General features: G+C 68.4%; 13 protein-coding genes. 7 read left to right on the top strand and 6 right to left on the bottom strand.

Translation table 11 applies throughout. From position 1 onward, the window contains the following. Position 1: 1 nt before the first annotated feature. The gene (locus H9634_RS05550) at positions 2–607 is read right to left on the bottom strand and encodes a GNAT family N-acetyltransferase (protein WP_191725744.1); all 606 of its coding nucleotides are present in this window, start codon (positions 605–607) and stop codon (positions 2–4) included. A gap of 66 nt (positions 608–673) precedes the next feature. Here H9634_RS05550 and H9634_RS05545 point away from each other — a divergent pair, with 66 nt between their 5' ends. Continuing rightward, positions 674–1,285: a TetR family transcriptional regulator gene (locus tag H9634_RS05545; protein ID WP_318245009.1), complete on the top strand. Its 612-nt coding sequence runs from the start codon at positions 674–676 to the stop codon at positions 1,283–1,285. Positions 1,286–1,442: 157 nt separating this feature from the next. On the opposite strand, the gene aztD is transcribed toward H9634_RS05545, so the two are convergent. Further along, positions 1,443–2,822 carry a zinc metallochaperone AztD gene (gene aztD, locus H9634_RS05540; RefSeq protein WP_225210644.1) on the bottom strand — a complete coding sequence of 460 codons (1,380 nt, stop codon included), beginning with the start codon at positions 2,820–2,822 and terminating at the stop codon, positions 1,443–1,445. 149 nt (positions 2,823–2,971) lie between these two features. Between aztD and H9634_RS05535 the strand changes: the two genes are divergently transcribed. Both H9634_RS05535 and chrA read left to right on the top strand, forming a co-directional pair. After that, a complete protein-coding gene (locus H9634_RS05535; RefSeq protein ID WP_191725743.1) occupies positions 2,972–3,601 on the top strand; it encodes a GyrI-like domain-containing protein in 630 nt (209 codons plus the stop codon). Positions 3,602–3,651: 50 nt separating this feature from the next. Then, positions 3,652–4,902, top strand: coding sequence for a chromate efflux transporter (gene chrA, locus H9634_RS05530; RefSeq protein ID WP_191725742.1), 1,251 nt, complete (start codon positions 3,652–3,654; stop codon positions 4,900–4,902). 33 nt (positions 4,903–4,935) lie between these two features. On the opposite strand, the gene lysX is transcribed toward chrA, so the two are convergent. The 3 genes from lysX to H9634_RS05515 all read right to left on the bottom strand — a co-directional run bounded on the left by lysX (position 4,936) and on the right by H9634_RS05515 (position 9,134). Beyond that, the gene (gene lysX, locus H9634_RS05525) at positions 4,936–8,226 is read right to left on the bottom strand and encodes a bifunctional lysylphosphatidylglycerol synthetase/lysine--tRNA ligase LysX (protein WP_191725741.1); all 3,291 of its coding nucleotides are present in this window, start codon (positions 8,224–8,226) and stop codon (positions 4,936–4,938) included. Positions 8,227–8,380: 154 nt separating this feature from the next. Further along, positions 8,381–8,644: a hypothetical protein gene (locus H9634_RS05520; RefSeq protein WP_191725740.1), complete on the bottom strand. Its 264-nt coding sequence runs from the start codon at positions 8,642–8,644 to the stop codon at positions 8,381–8,383. A gap of 73 nt (positions 8,645–8,717) precedes the next feature. Continuing rightward, on the bottom strand, positions 8,718–9,134 hold the full coding sequence (locus H9634_RS05515; RefSeq protein WP_191725739.1) for an acyl-CoA thioesterase: 417 nt from the start codon (positions 9,132–9,134) through the stop codon (positions 8,718–8,720). A gap of 184 nt (positions 9,135–9,318) precedes the next feature. Here H9634_RS05515 and H9634_RS05510 point away from each other — a divergent pair, with 184 nt between their 5' ends. From H9634_RS05510 to H9634_RS05495, 4 genes are all read left to right on the top strand, one after another. Continuing rightward, entirely contained in the window at positions 9,319–9,717 is a 399-nt protein-coding gene (locus H9634_RS05510; RefSeq protein WP_191725738.1) for a TOBE domain-containing protein, read from the top strand. 191 nt (positions 9,718–9,908) lie between these two features. After that, positions 9,909–10,697: a molybdate ABC transporter substrate-binding protein gene (gene modA, locus H9634_RS05505; protein WP_191725737.1), complete on the top strand. Its 789-nt coding sequence runs from the start codon at positions 9,909–9,911 to the stop codon at positions 10,695–10,697. Next, positions 10,694–11,479 carry an ABC transporter permease gene (locus H9634_RS05500; protein WP_191725736.1) on the top strand — a complete coding sequence of 262 codons (786 nt, stop codon included), beginning with the start codon at positions 10,694–10,696 and terminating at the stop codon, positions 11,477–11,479. Before modA ends, H9634_RS05500 begins: the two co-directional genes overlap by 4 nt. Continuing rightward, positions 11,476–12,183: an ATP-binding cassette domain-containing protein gene (locus H9634_RS05495; protein ID WP_191725735.1), complete on the top strand. Its 708-nt coding sequence runs from the start codon at positions 11,476–11,478 to the stop codon at positions 12,181–12,183. The genes H9634_RS05500 and H9634_RS05495 overlap by 4 nt, the downstream gene beginning before the upstream one ends. Positions 12,184–12,194: 11 nt before the next feature. Here the strand turns inward: H9634_RS05495 and H9634_RS05490 are convergent, their stop codons facing one another. Beyond that, entirely contained in the window at positions 12,195–13,832 is a 1,638-nt protein-coding gene (locus tag H9634_RS05490) for a thiamine pyrophosphate-dependent enzyme (RefSeq protein ID WP_191725734.1), read from the bottom strand. Positions 13,833–14,050: the final 218 nt, after the last annotated feature.

Below are 14,050 nucleotides of genomic sequence, written 5' to 3'. Positions count from 1 at the left end.
GTCAGGTCCCTGGGTTGAGCGAGCAGGTCCCGGCCAGCCTATCGTCTGCGAGCATCCCGAAGATGAGGGTGTCGGTCCATTCGCCCTTCGACCACCAGTCCTGGCGCAGGTGGGCCTCAGCGATCATGCCGACCCGCCGTGCCAGCCTGGCCGAGGCGGTGTTGCGGGCGTCCATCTGCGCGCTCACCCGGTGCAGGCGGTAGTGATCGAACGCCACAGCGAGCACGGCGGCGACCGCCTCGCTGGCGTAACCGCGGCCGCTGTGCGCGGGATCGAGAACCCAGCCGATCTCCGCCGTCGCCCGGGTCCCGCCCGTCTGCCACAGCGTGACATCGCCGATCACCGCAGTGTCGTGTTCGATGATGAGGGCCAGGCTCGCAGCCGAGGTGTCGAGACCGGTGCAGGTGAGCCGCTCGGCTGTCTTCTCAGCGGCCAGGGTCGGCGTCCAGGCTTCGTCGAGCAGGTAGCGGGCGACGGCGGGCTGGGAGTAGATGCCCAGCAGCGCTTCGGCATCGTCGCGGCGGTGGGTGCGCAGCCGCAGCCGAGGTGTGAGCACCGGCAGCTGCAGGGGCGGGAGGTCAGGTGGAGGAGGGGGAGTCTCGGTCATCGCGGCTCTCCTTCGGACGGTGACGGCATCAAAGCTAACCTAACACGCATAGGTTAAGCTGGTGCCGTGAGCTACTGGGATGCACCGAGGCCCGTGCGGCGCCGCCGCGCGATCGACGTGGATGCGCTGGCCCGCGCAGCGGCAGAGCTGCTCGATGTGGGCGGCTTCCCGGCCCTGACGATGCGCGCCGCTGCCGAGCGGCTCGGTGTCGCAGCGGCCAGCCTGTACTCACGGGTGCGCGGCGTCGACGATCTGCGCGACCTCGCCCTCGATGCCGCGCTGGCTGACGACGGGAGCATGCAGCAGGCGGTGGCCGAGGCTGCGATCGATGAGCTGATGCTGGCGTACTTCCGCCATCTGCGCCGCCATCCGTGGGCTGGTCAGGTGATCGCGCTGCGCACACCGCGCGGGCCGCACTATCTGGCGCTGTCGGAGCGGATGTGTGTGCTGCTGTGCGATGCGGGTATGGCCGATCCGCTCGGCTGCGCCTATGCGCTGTCGAACCTCGTGATCGGCTCGGCACTGACGTCGGCGATGGCGGCAGGGGAACAGGCCGCGCTGGTCGATCCCACCATCGCCCCGGTCTATGCGGAGCTGCACGCCGGCCACACCGTCGACCCCGAACAGATCCTCACCGCCGCGGTTCAGGCCCTGCTCGCTGCCGCACCCACGCGCTGAGACGACCACCGCAGGAATCCACCCCGGCACCTGCAGCCGAGGTGTGCAGCCGAGGTGTGCAGCCGGGTGCCGCAGCCGTGGTGCGAACCCGGAAAATCGGATGCAGCAGATGCCGGGGTGGCGCGCTGCGCATCCACCCCGGCACCGAGATCAGAGATCAGTGGTTGTGACCGTCGTGCTCGTGATCATGGTCGTGATCGTGCCCGTGGTCGTGGTCGTGTCCATCACCATGGTCATGATCATGTCCGTGGTCGCCATCGTGACCGTGCGCGTCGGCTCCAACGCTCACCTCACCAGAGGCGGCGGCGATCTCACCGGGAACCTCGGGCAGGTCGATGCTGGCGGTCACCTTCCCGGCGGCAAGGTCGACGAGGTGCAGCTTCTTCGCCGCCGGCTCCGTGACGTAGACGTGGTCGCCGGAGACATGGACCGTCGGCTGCGGCTGCTGCCAGTCCTCCGGCTCCTCCCACTCACCGGTCACCGGAATCTCCGTGCCGATGGTGCCCGACTCCGGATCGATGACCCGCAGGGTCCCGTCCGTGCCGTGGACGAGCGCTTCACCTTCAGCACCGCGGCCCAGTGAGCGGAACGAATACGCAGCCGGCAGGTCGACGAGTGTCAGCTTCCCGCTCGTCGTGTCGGTCAGGGTCACCCGCGTCGGACGCTCGACCTCGGCCTCGGGATCGGTCTTGTAGTCACCGAGCACGACCGGGGAGTCCTCGTGTCCGCGCTGGTTGCCGATCCGTCCGTGCTCATCGGGGGAGTCGACCTTGGTGATCTCATCGCCCTTGATGATGAGCAGGCCGTTCTCGCAGCCGACGGTGATGACTCCGTCCTTGACGGCAGCCTCACCGTGCACGCCGGGGCAGTCGCTGTTCTCGGCGACGTCCGTGCCTTCGGCGTCGCGGATGACGACACCGGAGCGGGTGTCCTCATCGCCGACGGTGTGGATCATCGAACCGTCGGCGCGCACAACGGCGACACCATGGTGGGCCTCCTTCGCCTGGGCCTTCTCCGTCTTGATCGGCGCATCAGCGGAGAGCTCGGCAGGATCGAAGGAGTGGATCTCGCCGGTGCCGTCGAAGAACGCGACCGAGGTGCCGTCATGGTTGACGAGGTGGCCCGGGTGGCTGCCTTCGATGCGCTGGTCGGTCAGCAGCGGGTCGGTGGTGTAGGAGTGCGAATGGTCGCCGTGCGGTTCGGACCAGGTGCCCATGTCGAGCAGCCGGAACGCATCGCCTTCGGTGAGGAACAGGTGCCGGTTGTCGCCTGCGGCGTTGAGCCGGGTGAAGCCTTCGGCTTCGAAGGTGCCGAGCACCTTGTGCGACTCTGCGTCGAGCACCATGACGCCGCCGTCATAGGTCAGCGCGATGCGCTCAGCCGGGCCTGCGGTCTCGGCGGTCTGCCGTTCGGTGGGCTCAGGGGACTGCCCGGCGGAGTCCGAGTTGGTGCTGCCGCAGCCGGCGAGCACTGCCAGGGACAGCGCCGCAGCCGAGGCGGTGAGGAGGGATGGGATGCGTGATGCGTGGAGAGTCATGCCGGTCATAGTGGCAGTGCGCGGCGGATATTGTCATAGGTTCATGCGCGCATCAGCGCCGGCAGCCGAACCGAGCGTAGGACGAGAGCCCAACGGGGCGTACGATGAGTCAGACATCGCAGCATGCAGCGACGCACCGGAGGACTGCCGTGAGCACCAAGGTCGACTTCAAGAAGACGCTGGAGCGCTACCGGGCACGCGCCGGCCGCTTCGATCGGATCGAGCTGCCGGATACGAGCTATCTCATGGTCGATGGAGCCGGTGACCCGAACACCGTCCCAGCATTCACCGCCGCGATCGAAACGCTCTACCCAGTGGCCTACACCCTGAAGTTCCACTCGAAGAACGCCTACGGCCGCGACTATGTGGTCCCGTCGCTGGAAGGCCTGTGGTGGGCGGCCGACATGACGGCCTTCACGACCAGCCGGGACAAAGCGCAGTGGCAGTGGACGCTCATGCTGATGGTGCCCGAGTGGCTCACCGCAGACGATGTCGATGCAGCGATGAGCGCCGCACGCCGCAGAGCGGAGAAGACAAGCCGCCCGCTCCCGCTCATCGACCGTCTGCGCGCAGACGAGCTGCAGGAGGGCACATGCTTGCAGACCCTGCACATCGGCAGCTTCGATGACGAAGCCGGCGTGCTGGCCGACCTGCACGAGACGGTGATTCCCGCCGCTGGCATGCAGCCGGGCGGCCGGCACCACGAGATCTACCTGTCCGACTTCCGGCGCACCGCACCTGAGCGGCGCCGGACCATCCTGCGTCAGCCCGTGCGCTGACACTGGCGCCGTTCGCCTCCCGTTCACCTGTCTGCCGTTGAATGGCAGGCATGCAGCCTTCCGCCTCCTCGCCTGACCACCTGCCTGCCGCCGCACCCGCCAGCCGCGGCTCCGTTGCCGAGGTGTTCTGGATCTTCCTGCGGCTGGGGCTCACCTCCTTCGGCGGTCCGGTCGCCCACCTCGGGTACTTCCGTGAGACCTTCGTCGAGCGCCGCCGCTGGCTCAGCGACCGCGCTTATGCCGATCTCGTCGCGCTGTGCCAGTTCCTGCCGGGCCCGGCCTCCAGCCAGGTCGGCATGGCGCTGGGCCTCAAACGCGCCGGCTTCGCCGGCATGCTCGCCGCCTGGGTCGCCTTCACCCTGCCCTCGGCGCTTGCGCTGGCGGCCTTCGGCTTCGGCATCCATGCCCTCGGCGACCTCGGCGACGCCGGCTGGCTCACCGGACTCAAGGTCGCAGCCGTAGCCGTCGTCGCGCATGCGGTGCTCGGCATGGCGCGCTCGCTGACTCCCGACGCACCGCGGGCGAGCATCGCGGTCGCCGCCCTGGCCATCGCCCTGCTGGTGCCCACCGCATGGGCGCAGGTCGCTGCGATCGTCCTCGCCGGCGTCATCGGGTTGGTATGGCTGCGTCCGGCCGTGCCCGAGGCGGCAGACGCCTCAGGCGGGCAGGGGCACCCGTTCCGGGTGCGTGTGCCGATGCCGGTGGCCGCCGGCAGCCTCATCCTCTTCGCCGTCCTGCTCATCGGGCTGCCGGTCATCGCGCGGCTCACCGGCAGCGATGCGCTGCAGCTGGCAGATGTGTTCTACCGTGCCGGCGCGCTCGTGTTCGGCGGCGGGCATGTCGTGCTGCCGCTGCTGCAGGCCGAGCTCGTGCCCACCGGGATCGTCTCGAACGACGCCTTCCTCGCCGGCTACGGGGCCGCCCAGGCAGTGCCCGGCCCGCTGTTCACCTTCGCCGCCTACCTCGGCACGGTGAGCACCACCTCGGCGACGGGAGCGGTGGGCGCGGCGATCGCGCTGGGCGCGGTCTTCCTTCCGGCAACGCTGCTCGTCATCGGCACGCTGCCGCTGTGGCAGGCGCTTGCCGGGCACCGGCTGGCCCGCCGGGCGCTGAGCGGCGTCAACGCCGGCGTGGTCGGGATCCTCGCCGCCGCGCTGTACCAGCCGGTCTTCACCACCGGAATCACCTCTGCGCTGACACTCGTCATCGGAGCTGCCGCCTTCGTCGCGCTGAGCGCGTGGAAGGCTCCGGCCTGGGCCGTTGTCATCGCCGCCGGACTGCTCGGCCTCCTCGTCCTCTGAACCTCCCGGCGCAGCGGGCCCGCAGCGCCGGGTTCAGCGGCGCGGACGCACGAACGGGAAGGTCAGCACCTCTCGGATCGTCGTGTTCGTCATGAGCATGACGAGCCGATCCATGCCGATGCCGAGCCCGCCTGCCGGCGGCATCCCCGCCTCGAGCGCGGCGAGGAAGTCCTCATCGACCTCCATCGCCTCGGCGTCGCCGTGGGCGGCCTTCCACGACTGCTCGGTCAGCCGGCGCCGCTGCTCGATCGGATCGGCCAGCTCGGAGTAGGCGGTGCCGACCTCCATGCCGTTGATGACGAGATCCCAGCGCTCGACCAGTCCCGGCTTCGACCGGTGCGGGCCGGTCAGCGGCGAGGTCTCGGCGGGGAAATCGCAGTAGAAGGTCGGCGTGACGGTCTCCGCCTCGACGAGCTCGCCGTAGAGCTCCTCGATGATCGCACCGGGCCCCATCGTCGGCGTCAGGGCGATGCCGTGATCGCGGGCGAGCTCCATGAGGATCTCCATGTCCGTGTCCAGTGAGATCGGTGCGGCCAGCCGCTGCGAGAGCGCTTCGCACACCGGCACCAGCGGCCAGTCCCCGGAGATGTCGGTCAGCTCCCGGGCCGGTGCTCCGGAGTCGTCGAGGTCGCCGGTGAGCAGCGGCAGCTGAGGGCTGCCGTGGATCGTCGTGGCCACAGTCTGGATGAGTTGCTGCGTCAGCCGCGCCATATCGACATAGTCGGAGAACGGCAGATACGCCTCCAGGGAGGTGAACTCCGGGTTGTGCGTGGCATCGGCGCCTTCGTTGCGGAAGTTGCGCGACAGTTCGAAGATCGGGCCCGAACCGGCCACGAGCAGCCGCTTGAGGTAGAGCTCCGGGGCGATGCGCAGCGTCAGCGGCGTCGAATAGGCGTTGATGTAGGTGTGGAACGGCCGGGCGGTCGCCCCGCCGTGGACCGTGTTGAGCACCGGGGTCTCGACCTCGGCGAAGCCGCGCTCGGTCAGCACCCGGCGGGTGGTCGCCATCACCTGCGACCGCGTTTCGAGCAGGCGCAGCGCGTGCGGGTTGACGAGCAGATCGAGAGATCGGTGCCGGGCCCGGAACTCCGCATTGCCGATGCCCTCGAACGGGATCGGCACAAGCGCCTTGGCCGCCGGCGTCAGCCCGGTGGCGAGCACCGACGGGGTGCCGGTGCGTGAGCGCCCCCGCCGGCCGGTGACCACGACGATGTCACCGGTGTCGAGAGCATCGGTGAGTGCCGCGAAGTCACCGTCGAGGCTGTCGCGCTCGAGCACCACCTGCACGGTCACGTCACGGTCGATGAGGTCGGCGAAGACGACACCGCCGTGCCGGCGCAGATGCCGGATCCGGCCGCTGACCGGCACCTCGTCGGGCCACGCATCGATCCCGCCGACCTCGGCCAGCGACCGCTGTGCCCGCAGCCCGATCGGATACGGCGGCAGGCCGGCCGCCTGCAGCTGCTCGGCATGCGCGATGCGGTGCTGCGTCACCGGTGCACGGCGGGCCTGCTGCGGCATCCGCTCAGCCCGCACCGCACTCAGCGCTGCGCTGAGCTCCTGCAGCTCGGAGTCGTTGAGCTCACCACCGGCTGCCGGCCGGCCGAACATCTCCGGCAGGAAGCCCTCTGCCATCGAGAAGGCCAGCGCGGCCGGGGCGAGGGCACCGGAGACCGGTACGCACAGATAGCGCGGACGCCAGTCGGGCAGGTACTTCTTGTTCGAGCGGTACAGCGATTCGAGCTGGAAGTAGCGGTCGAAGAAGCCGAGCAGCCGGGACTGGAAGTCAACACTCGGCCTGCGTCCGACGCGTTCGGCTTCGGAGAACACGCGGCGGAACATCACGAAGTTGAGCGACACCTCGTCGATGCCGTGCTCTTCAGCCCAGCCGACGAGTGCTGCGACCATCGCCTCGGTGATGCCGTTGGGGGCCAGCCGGCGGTCATGGCGCATGACATCGAGACTCAGCCCAGAGCCGACGGGAACGAAGCTCAGCAGCCCGACCGGCCCCTCGGCGCCGGCGGCGGTGACGATGACGGTGTCGGCGTCAGCGAGATCGCCCCAGCGATTCAGTGCCATCGTGAACCCGCGGTCGGCCTCCCCGCCACGCCACCTCTCAGCGCACCGGCCCCACTCCTGCAGCTCCGCGGTGGGCAGCTCGGAGAGCCGCCTGACCTGGATCGACACACCGGCCCGGGCGACGCGCTTGGCGGCGCGGGCGACCTCAGCCAGGCCGGAGAGGTGCAGATCGAACTGCTGCGGGCGGATGATCGCCTCATCGCCCATCGGGATGATCGAGAAGCCGCGGGCGGCGAAGGCGCGGGCGCCGGCTTCGGAGACCGAACAGGCCACCGGGACCTGCCCGAAGGAGCGGGCGTGGGCGATCCAGCCATCGATCGCCTGCCCCCAATGCGCCGGATTGCCCAGCGGGTCCCCGCCGGCGAGGCTGTGGGAGCCCTGCTGGCGGAAGGTCACCGCGGCGTCGTCACCGGGGGAGAAGATCGCATCCCGGTCGCGGCGGGTGGCGAAGTACGCCAGCGAGTCCTCACCCGGGAAGCGCTCGAGGAGGGTGCGCAGCCGGATCTCCTGCGCCGCATGCCAGGAGCCCGGCGTGCGGGTCGGCCGCAGCAGCACGTAGACGGTGAGGAAGATCGTCACCGCCGTCAGCGTCGAGATCGTCACCGGCACCCAGAACGGCAGATGCCTGACATCGAACTGGTCGGGATCACCCGCCGAGAAGGCCCGCAGCAGTGCAGCGGTCACCGCGTCGAAGCCGAACTCGGCGTCGTGGATCGTCAGCGCCGAGGCGATGACGGCGTAGGCAAGGGTGACGAGGCCGCCGACGATGAAGACGATGCTCGCGCGCAGCCCGGCGGTGAAGCCGACGCGGGCGGGGAACATCGGCAGCAGCCAGATGCCCAGGGCGATGATCGCCAGTGAGGCGATGAGACTGAGGATGTGCAGACTGACGATCGCGACGAGCATCACCGTGGTCTCGATGCCGAGGTGGTCGTTGGCGGCGGCGACGAGGACACCGCTGGCGGCGAGCAGGCCGAGGAGCTCGAAGGCGATGATGATGCCCAGTGCCAGCCGCATCCGCCGCATGAGCATCCACGCCAGGATGAACAGGGTGACGATCGATGCCGGGTTCGGTGCCAGCGGCGTGATGAAGGTGCCGAACACGATGCCCGGCCAGAAGCCCAGTCCCGGCGCCAGCCGATCGAGCAGCCAGATCGCCAGCGCGCAGAAGGCGGCAGCGAGATAGACGCTTGTGAGGATGCGGGAGGCGCGCTCGCGGCGCGGGGAGGACGGTGCAGAGTGCATATGGAGGATTCGCTATCGGGTCAGCAGCGGGAGTGGACAGGGCGAGGCGGCGCGTCGGAGCGCGCTGCTTCACTGTAGCGAATCCCGCTGGGAGACCCGGTGGGCAGCAGCAGAGCCCGCCGGTGATCCGACGGGCTCTGCCCAGTGCTGCGATTCAGTGCCGCCAGGTGTCGACGGGTGGATCGCCTTCGGTCTTGCTGATGATGAGGTGGGTGCCGTCTTCCTGCAGAATCGCCTCATCTCCGTGTGCTGCCGCAGTCGCGGCAGTGCGCGCCTCGGAATCGTCTTCGACATAGCCGACGCGTTCGCCCTTGCCGACCTGCGAGTCGCCAAGCACCTTCTCGGCGGCCTCTTCGACCTTGTCGAGACCCTTCGAGCCTGAGCTGCTCGATTCCTGTCCGCTCTTCGTCATGGTCATCGCCTCCTTCGTCCATCCAGCTTATGCCGACACTCACGTGCTTGGAAACCTCAAGGGGCGTGTCGGTGACCGCTCATCTCAGGGTGTCGAAGAATTCCCGCGCTGCATCGTCGAACGGTTCGGAGCGGCGGGTGCTTGTGCGGATCTGCACCATCACCGATTCGGCTCGCGCACACACGGCCTCGTCGACGACGATCACCTGTTCGACCGTCAGCGAGGAGGTGCCGACCCGGCTGATCCGGCTGCCGATCGTCACGGTGCCCGGCCAGTGGACTTCCTGCAGATAGTCGATCGTGATCCGCGCGAGCACGAATTCGCGGTCGGTGACCTCGGCGTGCTGCTCGATCTGGGAGATGATCTCGACGCGACCGGTTTCGAAGAACGTCGCGAAGACCGCGTTGTTGATGTGGCCCTGTCTGTCGGTGTCGGAATAGCGCAGCTTGTCCGTCGTGGTGAGCGGAAAATCCGCTGGAGAGAGATCGTCGTGCATACCCCCATCGTGGCACAGTGGAGAGTAGAATCGAGGCCATCCTCCTGCCGGGAGCGGTCCGCACGTCGGCTCATGTGTGCAGCGTATGAAATCCGCTATATAGTCAGGTCTGCATGTGACGTGCTGGCGTGGCAGAATGATTGAAGCCTGAACCAGTCACCCCGATCAATGGAAAGGTGGAGCCATGGCTGATCTGCGGATCTCCGATGCTGCTTTGTTCATGGGGGTCAGTGATGACACACTTCGCCGGTGGATCCACGCCGGAAAGCTCTCCCAGCGCCTCGACAGCAGCGGGCGCGCCGTCGTCGATGGAGCTGAGCTCGCCGAGCTGGCCCGCGCGACCGCGGTCCTGCCGAAGGATCCGGCCGCTGTGCAGTCCTCGGCCCGCAACCGGTTCGTCGGTCTCGTCACCGCCGTGAAGAAGGACGGCGTCATGGCTCAGGTCGACGTTCAGTGCGGTCCCTACCGGGTCGTCTCTCTCATGTCGGCTGAGGCTGTCGAGGAGCTTGAGCTCACCGTCGGCGATGTCACAACCGTCGTCGTCAAGGCCACCCAGGTGCTGCTGGAGATGCCGAAGCGCTGACTCGGGTGCGGCGCGTGTGTGCAGGCGCACCCGCCCAGACCTCAATAGATCCGCATCTGCGGGTCGAGGTGGAAAGAGCCTCGTAATCATCGTGTGGAATCCCGCGCATCGAACGCACATGCAGTGCTACGGTGTGCTCAAGCTGGCGGGGACTGCTGCCAGCATGGACACGCAGCAAGGGAGCCACACTCATGAAATCGACGCTCATCACCACCGGAGCGCTCACGGCGGCTGCCGCCCTCATGCTCACCGCCTGCTCCGACGGGTCCGGCAACAGCGCCGGGTCAGACAACGGCGCCGAGTCCGGCGGCGGCTCCATCACCGTCTTCGCTGCCGCCTCTCTCAACCAGGTCTTCGCCGATCTCGGCGAGTCCTTCGAGGAGGAGACCGGCACCTCCGTCGACTTCTCCTTCGGCGGTTCCTCCGACCTCGTCGCCCAGATGCAGGCCGGGGCTCCTGCCGACGTGTTCGCCTCAGCCAATGAGAAGAACATGGACAAGATGACCGACGAGGACCTGATGGAGGGCCAGCCGCAGATGTTCGCCACCAACACCCTCACCATCGTCACCGCCCCGGACAATCCCAGAGGCGTCGAGGACCTGCACAGCCTGAGCGCCGATGACATCTCACTGGTCATCTGCGCACCCGAGGTGCCCTGCGGTGCCGCCACCCAGGAGGTCGCCGAGCTCGCCGGTGTCGAACTCTCACCTGTGAGCGAGGAGAACGCAGTGACCGATGTGCTCGGCAAGGTCACCTCCGGCCAGGCTGACGCCGGACTCGTGTACGTCACCGACTCCACCGGTGCCGGAGATGACGTCACCGCCGTGGACTTCCCCGAAGCCGCCGAGGTCATCAACAACTACCCGATCGGCGTGCTGAAGTCCTCGGAGAACGCCGAGGCCGCCCAGCAGTGGGTCGACTACGTGCTCTCCGACACCGGCCGGGAAGCGCTGGCTGACGCCGGCTTCGGCTCACCGTGAGTCACGCTGGTCTGCCGCGCTGGCTCTGGCTGCCCGCAGCCTGCGGGGCGGCCATCGTCATCGTGCCCATCATCGGGCTGCTGACCCAGGTGCCCTACGCCTCCCTATGGGACCTCATCAGCTCGGACTCGGCGCTGACCGCTCTGCGACTGTCGCTGCGGACCTCGCTGGCAGCCACCGGACTGTGCCTGCTCGGCGGAGTGCCGCTGGCCTTCGTGCTGGCCCGCGCCCGGTTCCCCGGCCGGCGAGTGCTGCGCTCGCTGGGCCTGCTGCCCTTGGTGCTGCCGCCGGTCGTCGGCGGCATCGCACTGCTGTACACCTTCGGGCGCATGGGCCTCATCGGCCGCTACCTCGAAGCAGGCGGCATCTCGATCGCCTTCACCACCATCGCCGTCGTCCTGGCGCAGACCTTCGTGTCGCTGCCCTTCATGGTCATGACGCTCGAAGGCGCGCTGCGCAGCACCGACCCGCGCTATGAGCGCATCGCCGCAGGTCTGGGCGCCAGCCCCACCCGCACCCTGCTGACGGTGACGATACCGGTGCTCGCCCCTGCCCTCGCCTCGGGCACGGTGCTGTGCTTCGCCCGGGCACTGGGCGAGTTCGGCGCCACCCTCACCTTCGCCGGCTCCCTGCAGGGCCGCACCCGCACGATGCCGCTGGAGATCTACCTCGCCCGCGAAACCGACCCGGCCCAGGCGATCGCGCTGTCGGTCGTGCTCATGGTCATCGCCTTCACCATCGTCGTGGCCACCTACCGCACCCCCAAGCAGGCGCGCAGATGAGCGAACTGTCTGCTGTCTTCCGGCTGCCGGCCCGCGGGCTCGACATCGACATCGCGGTCCCGGCCGGGTCGACGACGGCGCTCATCGGGCCGAACGGGGCCGGCAAGTCGACGACCTTCGATGTGCTCTCCGGGCTGCTGACCCCGCCCGAGGCGGAGATCACCCTGGGCGCACGCCCGATTGTGCGCACCACCGGCCGGAAGGTGCGGGTGCCCTCCCACAAGCGCGGGATCGTGCAGCTGGCACAGGCGCCGCTGCTGTTTCCCACCATGACCGTCGTCGACAACGTCGCCTTCGCGCTGCGCTGCCGCGGGGTGGCCCGCCGGGAGGCCCGCATCCGGGCCGCCTCGATGCTCGAGCGCGTCGACCTGGCCGGAATGGAGGACCGGCGGCCGCACCAGCTCTCCGGCGGGCAGGCCCAGCGGGCGGCGATCGCCCGGGCCGCGATCGCCGAACCGGACCTGCTGCTGCTCGATGAGCCGATGTCAGCCCTTGACCGCGACAGCGTGCCGCACATCCGTGCGCTGCTGACCGAGCTGCTCGGTGATGCCACCGCACTGCTCATCAGCCACGATCGTGCCGATGTCGAGGCGCTGGCCGACCGGGTGATCGTGCTCGACGAGGGTGCGGTCGTCCAGGCCGGGACCACAGCCGAAGCGGCGGCGAACCCGGTGCCCGGGTTCGCCACCCGCTTCTTCAGCTGACGCGCTGTCGCTCAGTAGGCCTTGACGCGCTGTTCGACGATGAGATGGATGAGGGCGAACTGGCCGTTCTCGGTCGCCTCGAACGCCTCATCGAGGGCACCGGGGATGTCGGTGTCCTTCTCGACCCGGATGCCGAATCCGCCGAAGGCCTGCGCGAAGAGCGCGAAGTCCGGATTCTCCAGCTGCGTGCCCGAGACTCGCTTCGGGTACGCCCGCTCCTGGTGGGTCCGGATCGTGCCGTACTCCTGGTTGTCCATCACGATGATGAGCGGGGTGGCGCCGTACTGCTTGGCGGTGGCGAGCTCCTGGGCGTTCATGAGGAACTCCCCATCACCGGCGATCGAGATGACCTGCCGCTTCGGGTACTGCAGGCTCGCCGCCACCGCCGACGGCACCGAGTAGCCCATCGAGCCGTTGCGGGCCGAGATCATCGAGGCATAGCCGTTCGTGGGGAAGTAGCGGTGCGCCCAGTTCGTGTGCTCACCGGCACCGAAGGTCACCATCGCATCCTCATCGAGACGCTTGACGAGATTGGCCATCATCGTCGCCATCTTCGCCTGCCCGTCACCGGGCTCAGCCGACGGCGGGGTGGAGAACTCGACCTGCTTGGCGCGCAGCTCATTCGTCCACGTCCGCCACGAGTCGCACACCGGCAGGTCCATGCGCACAAGGTCGCGGACGAACACATCGGGCTTGGCCACGATCTGGTGGGTCACCGGACCTGAGCGTCCGCGCAGCGACGGGTCGATGGTGACGATGAAGTTCTTGCGCTCCCAATTCTGCCGGGCGGTGAACCCATCGGTGATGACGTCACCGGGAACAGTGCCGACGAAGACGAGCAGATCCGAGCCGTCGAGCACCTCGTGGGTGTGCTGCGGGCGCCCATAGCCCAGCGGGCCGACATAGCTCGGCGAGCCGAACGGGACGGTGCCCTCACAGCGCCACTCGGCAGCTGCCGGCAGATTGTGCGACTCCAGCCACTGGGTGAAGGTGTCGGCACCCTCATCGGTCCAGTCATTGCCGCCGAAGACGAACAGCGGCCGCTCAGCCTCCATGAGCGCGGACTTCAGAGCCTTCCAGTCGGTGACCGTCATGCCGCCCTGCGCGACGGGGATCTGCGGGTGGATGATCCCGTCGTTGGGCTGGGTGATGATGTCCTCGGGCAGGCCGACGACCACCGGGCCGGGACGGCCGGAGACCGCAGCGAACATCGCCTCGGCGACCACCTCGGAGGCCCGCTCCGGGTGGTCGAGGATCATGACGCGCTTGGCGCCGGTGTCGAACCACGCTTTGGGGTCGAACTCCTGGAACGCCTCCTTCTCCCGGTGCTCGAACGGGATGAGCCCGACGAAGAGCACCATCGCCGTCGAATCCTGCCAGGCGGTGTGCAGGCCCACGTGCGCGTTCGCCGCACCCGGGCCGCGGGTGACCATGGCGATGCCCGGCAGCTCGCCGAGCTTGCCGTCGGCCTCAGCCATATAGGCGGCCCCGCCCTCATGGCGGCACACGACGGTGTCGATCGGCGAGTCGTGCAGCCCATCGAGCACGTCGAGGAAACTCTCGCCGGGCACGACATAGACGCGCTTGACGCCATGGGCGGCCAATGACTTGACGATCACATGACCGGCGGAGATCTCGGAAGCTGGCATGCTGCTCACATCCTCTGTGTGACGTGGGGCTCTAGGTGGATTGGAGAAACTGTACCAACCTGTCCACCGGTGTGCCGCCTGTCTCACGGGCTGGTGACCGAGGTGTCGGACGGCCGCTGCCGAGGTGTGGGTCGCGCTAGGTGTAGTTCCCCGTGAGGTTGTGAACGCGGTCGGCTGGGGTGAGGCCTCCGATAGCGGTGTGGGCTCGATGCTGATTG

The organism is Brevibacterium gallinarum (assembly GCF_014836885.1).
In the GTDB taxonomy this organism is placed as follows: domain Bacteria; phylum Actinomycetota; class Actinomycetes; order Actinomycetales; family Brevibacteriaceae; genus Brevibacterium; species Brevibacterium gallinarum.
Note: the sequence above shows the minus strand (reverse complement) of the source record. Positions and strands in the feature narration are given on the sequence as shown.

Bases quoted from the DNA above. Each gene is read 5' to 3' on its own strand.
- modA (WP_191725737.1), top strand. From the start codon at position 9,909: ATGAAATCGACGCTCATCACCACCGGAGCGCTCACGGCGGCTGCCGCC.
- H9634_RS05520 (WP_191725740.1), bottom strand. From the start codon at position 8,644: ATGACCATGACGAAGAGCGGACAGGAATCGAGCAGCTCAGGCTCGAAG.
- aztD (WP_225210644.1), bottom strand. From the start codon at position 2,822: ATGACTCTCCACGCATCACGCATCCCATCCCTCCTCACCGCCTCGGCT.
- H9634_RS05515 (WP_191725739.1), bottom strand. From the start codon at position 9,134: ATGCACGACGATCTCTCTCCAGCGGATTTTCCGCTCACCACGACGGAC.
- H9634_RS05495 (WP_191725735.1), top strand. From the start codon at position 11,476: ATGAGCGAACTGTCTGCTGTCTTCCGGCTGCCGGCCCGCGGGCTCGAC.
- lysX (WP_191725741.1), bottom strand. From the start codon at position 8,226: ATGCACTCTGCACCGTCCTCCCCGCGCCGCGAGCGCGCCTCCCGCATC.
- H9634_RS05550 (WP_191725744.1), bottom strand. From the start codon at position 607: ATGACCGAGACTCCCCCTCCTCCACCTGACCTCCCGCCCCTGCAGCTG.
- chrA (WP_191725742.1), top strand. From the start codon at position 3,652: ATGCAGCCTTCCGCCTCCTCGCCTGACCACCTGCCTGCCGCCGCACCC.
- H9634_RS05510 (WP_191725738.1), top strand. From the start codon at position 9,319: ATGGCTGATCTGCGGATCTCCGATGCTGCTTTGTTCATGGGGGTCAGT.
- H9634_RS05490 (WP_191725734.1), bottom strand. From the start codon at position 13,832: ATGCCAGCTTCCGAGATCTCCGCCGGTCATGTGATCGTCAAGTCATTG.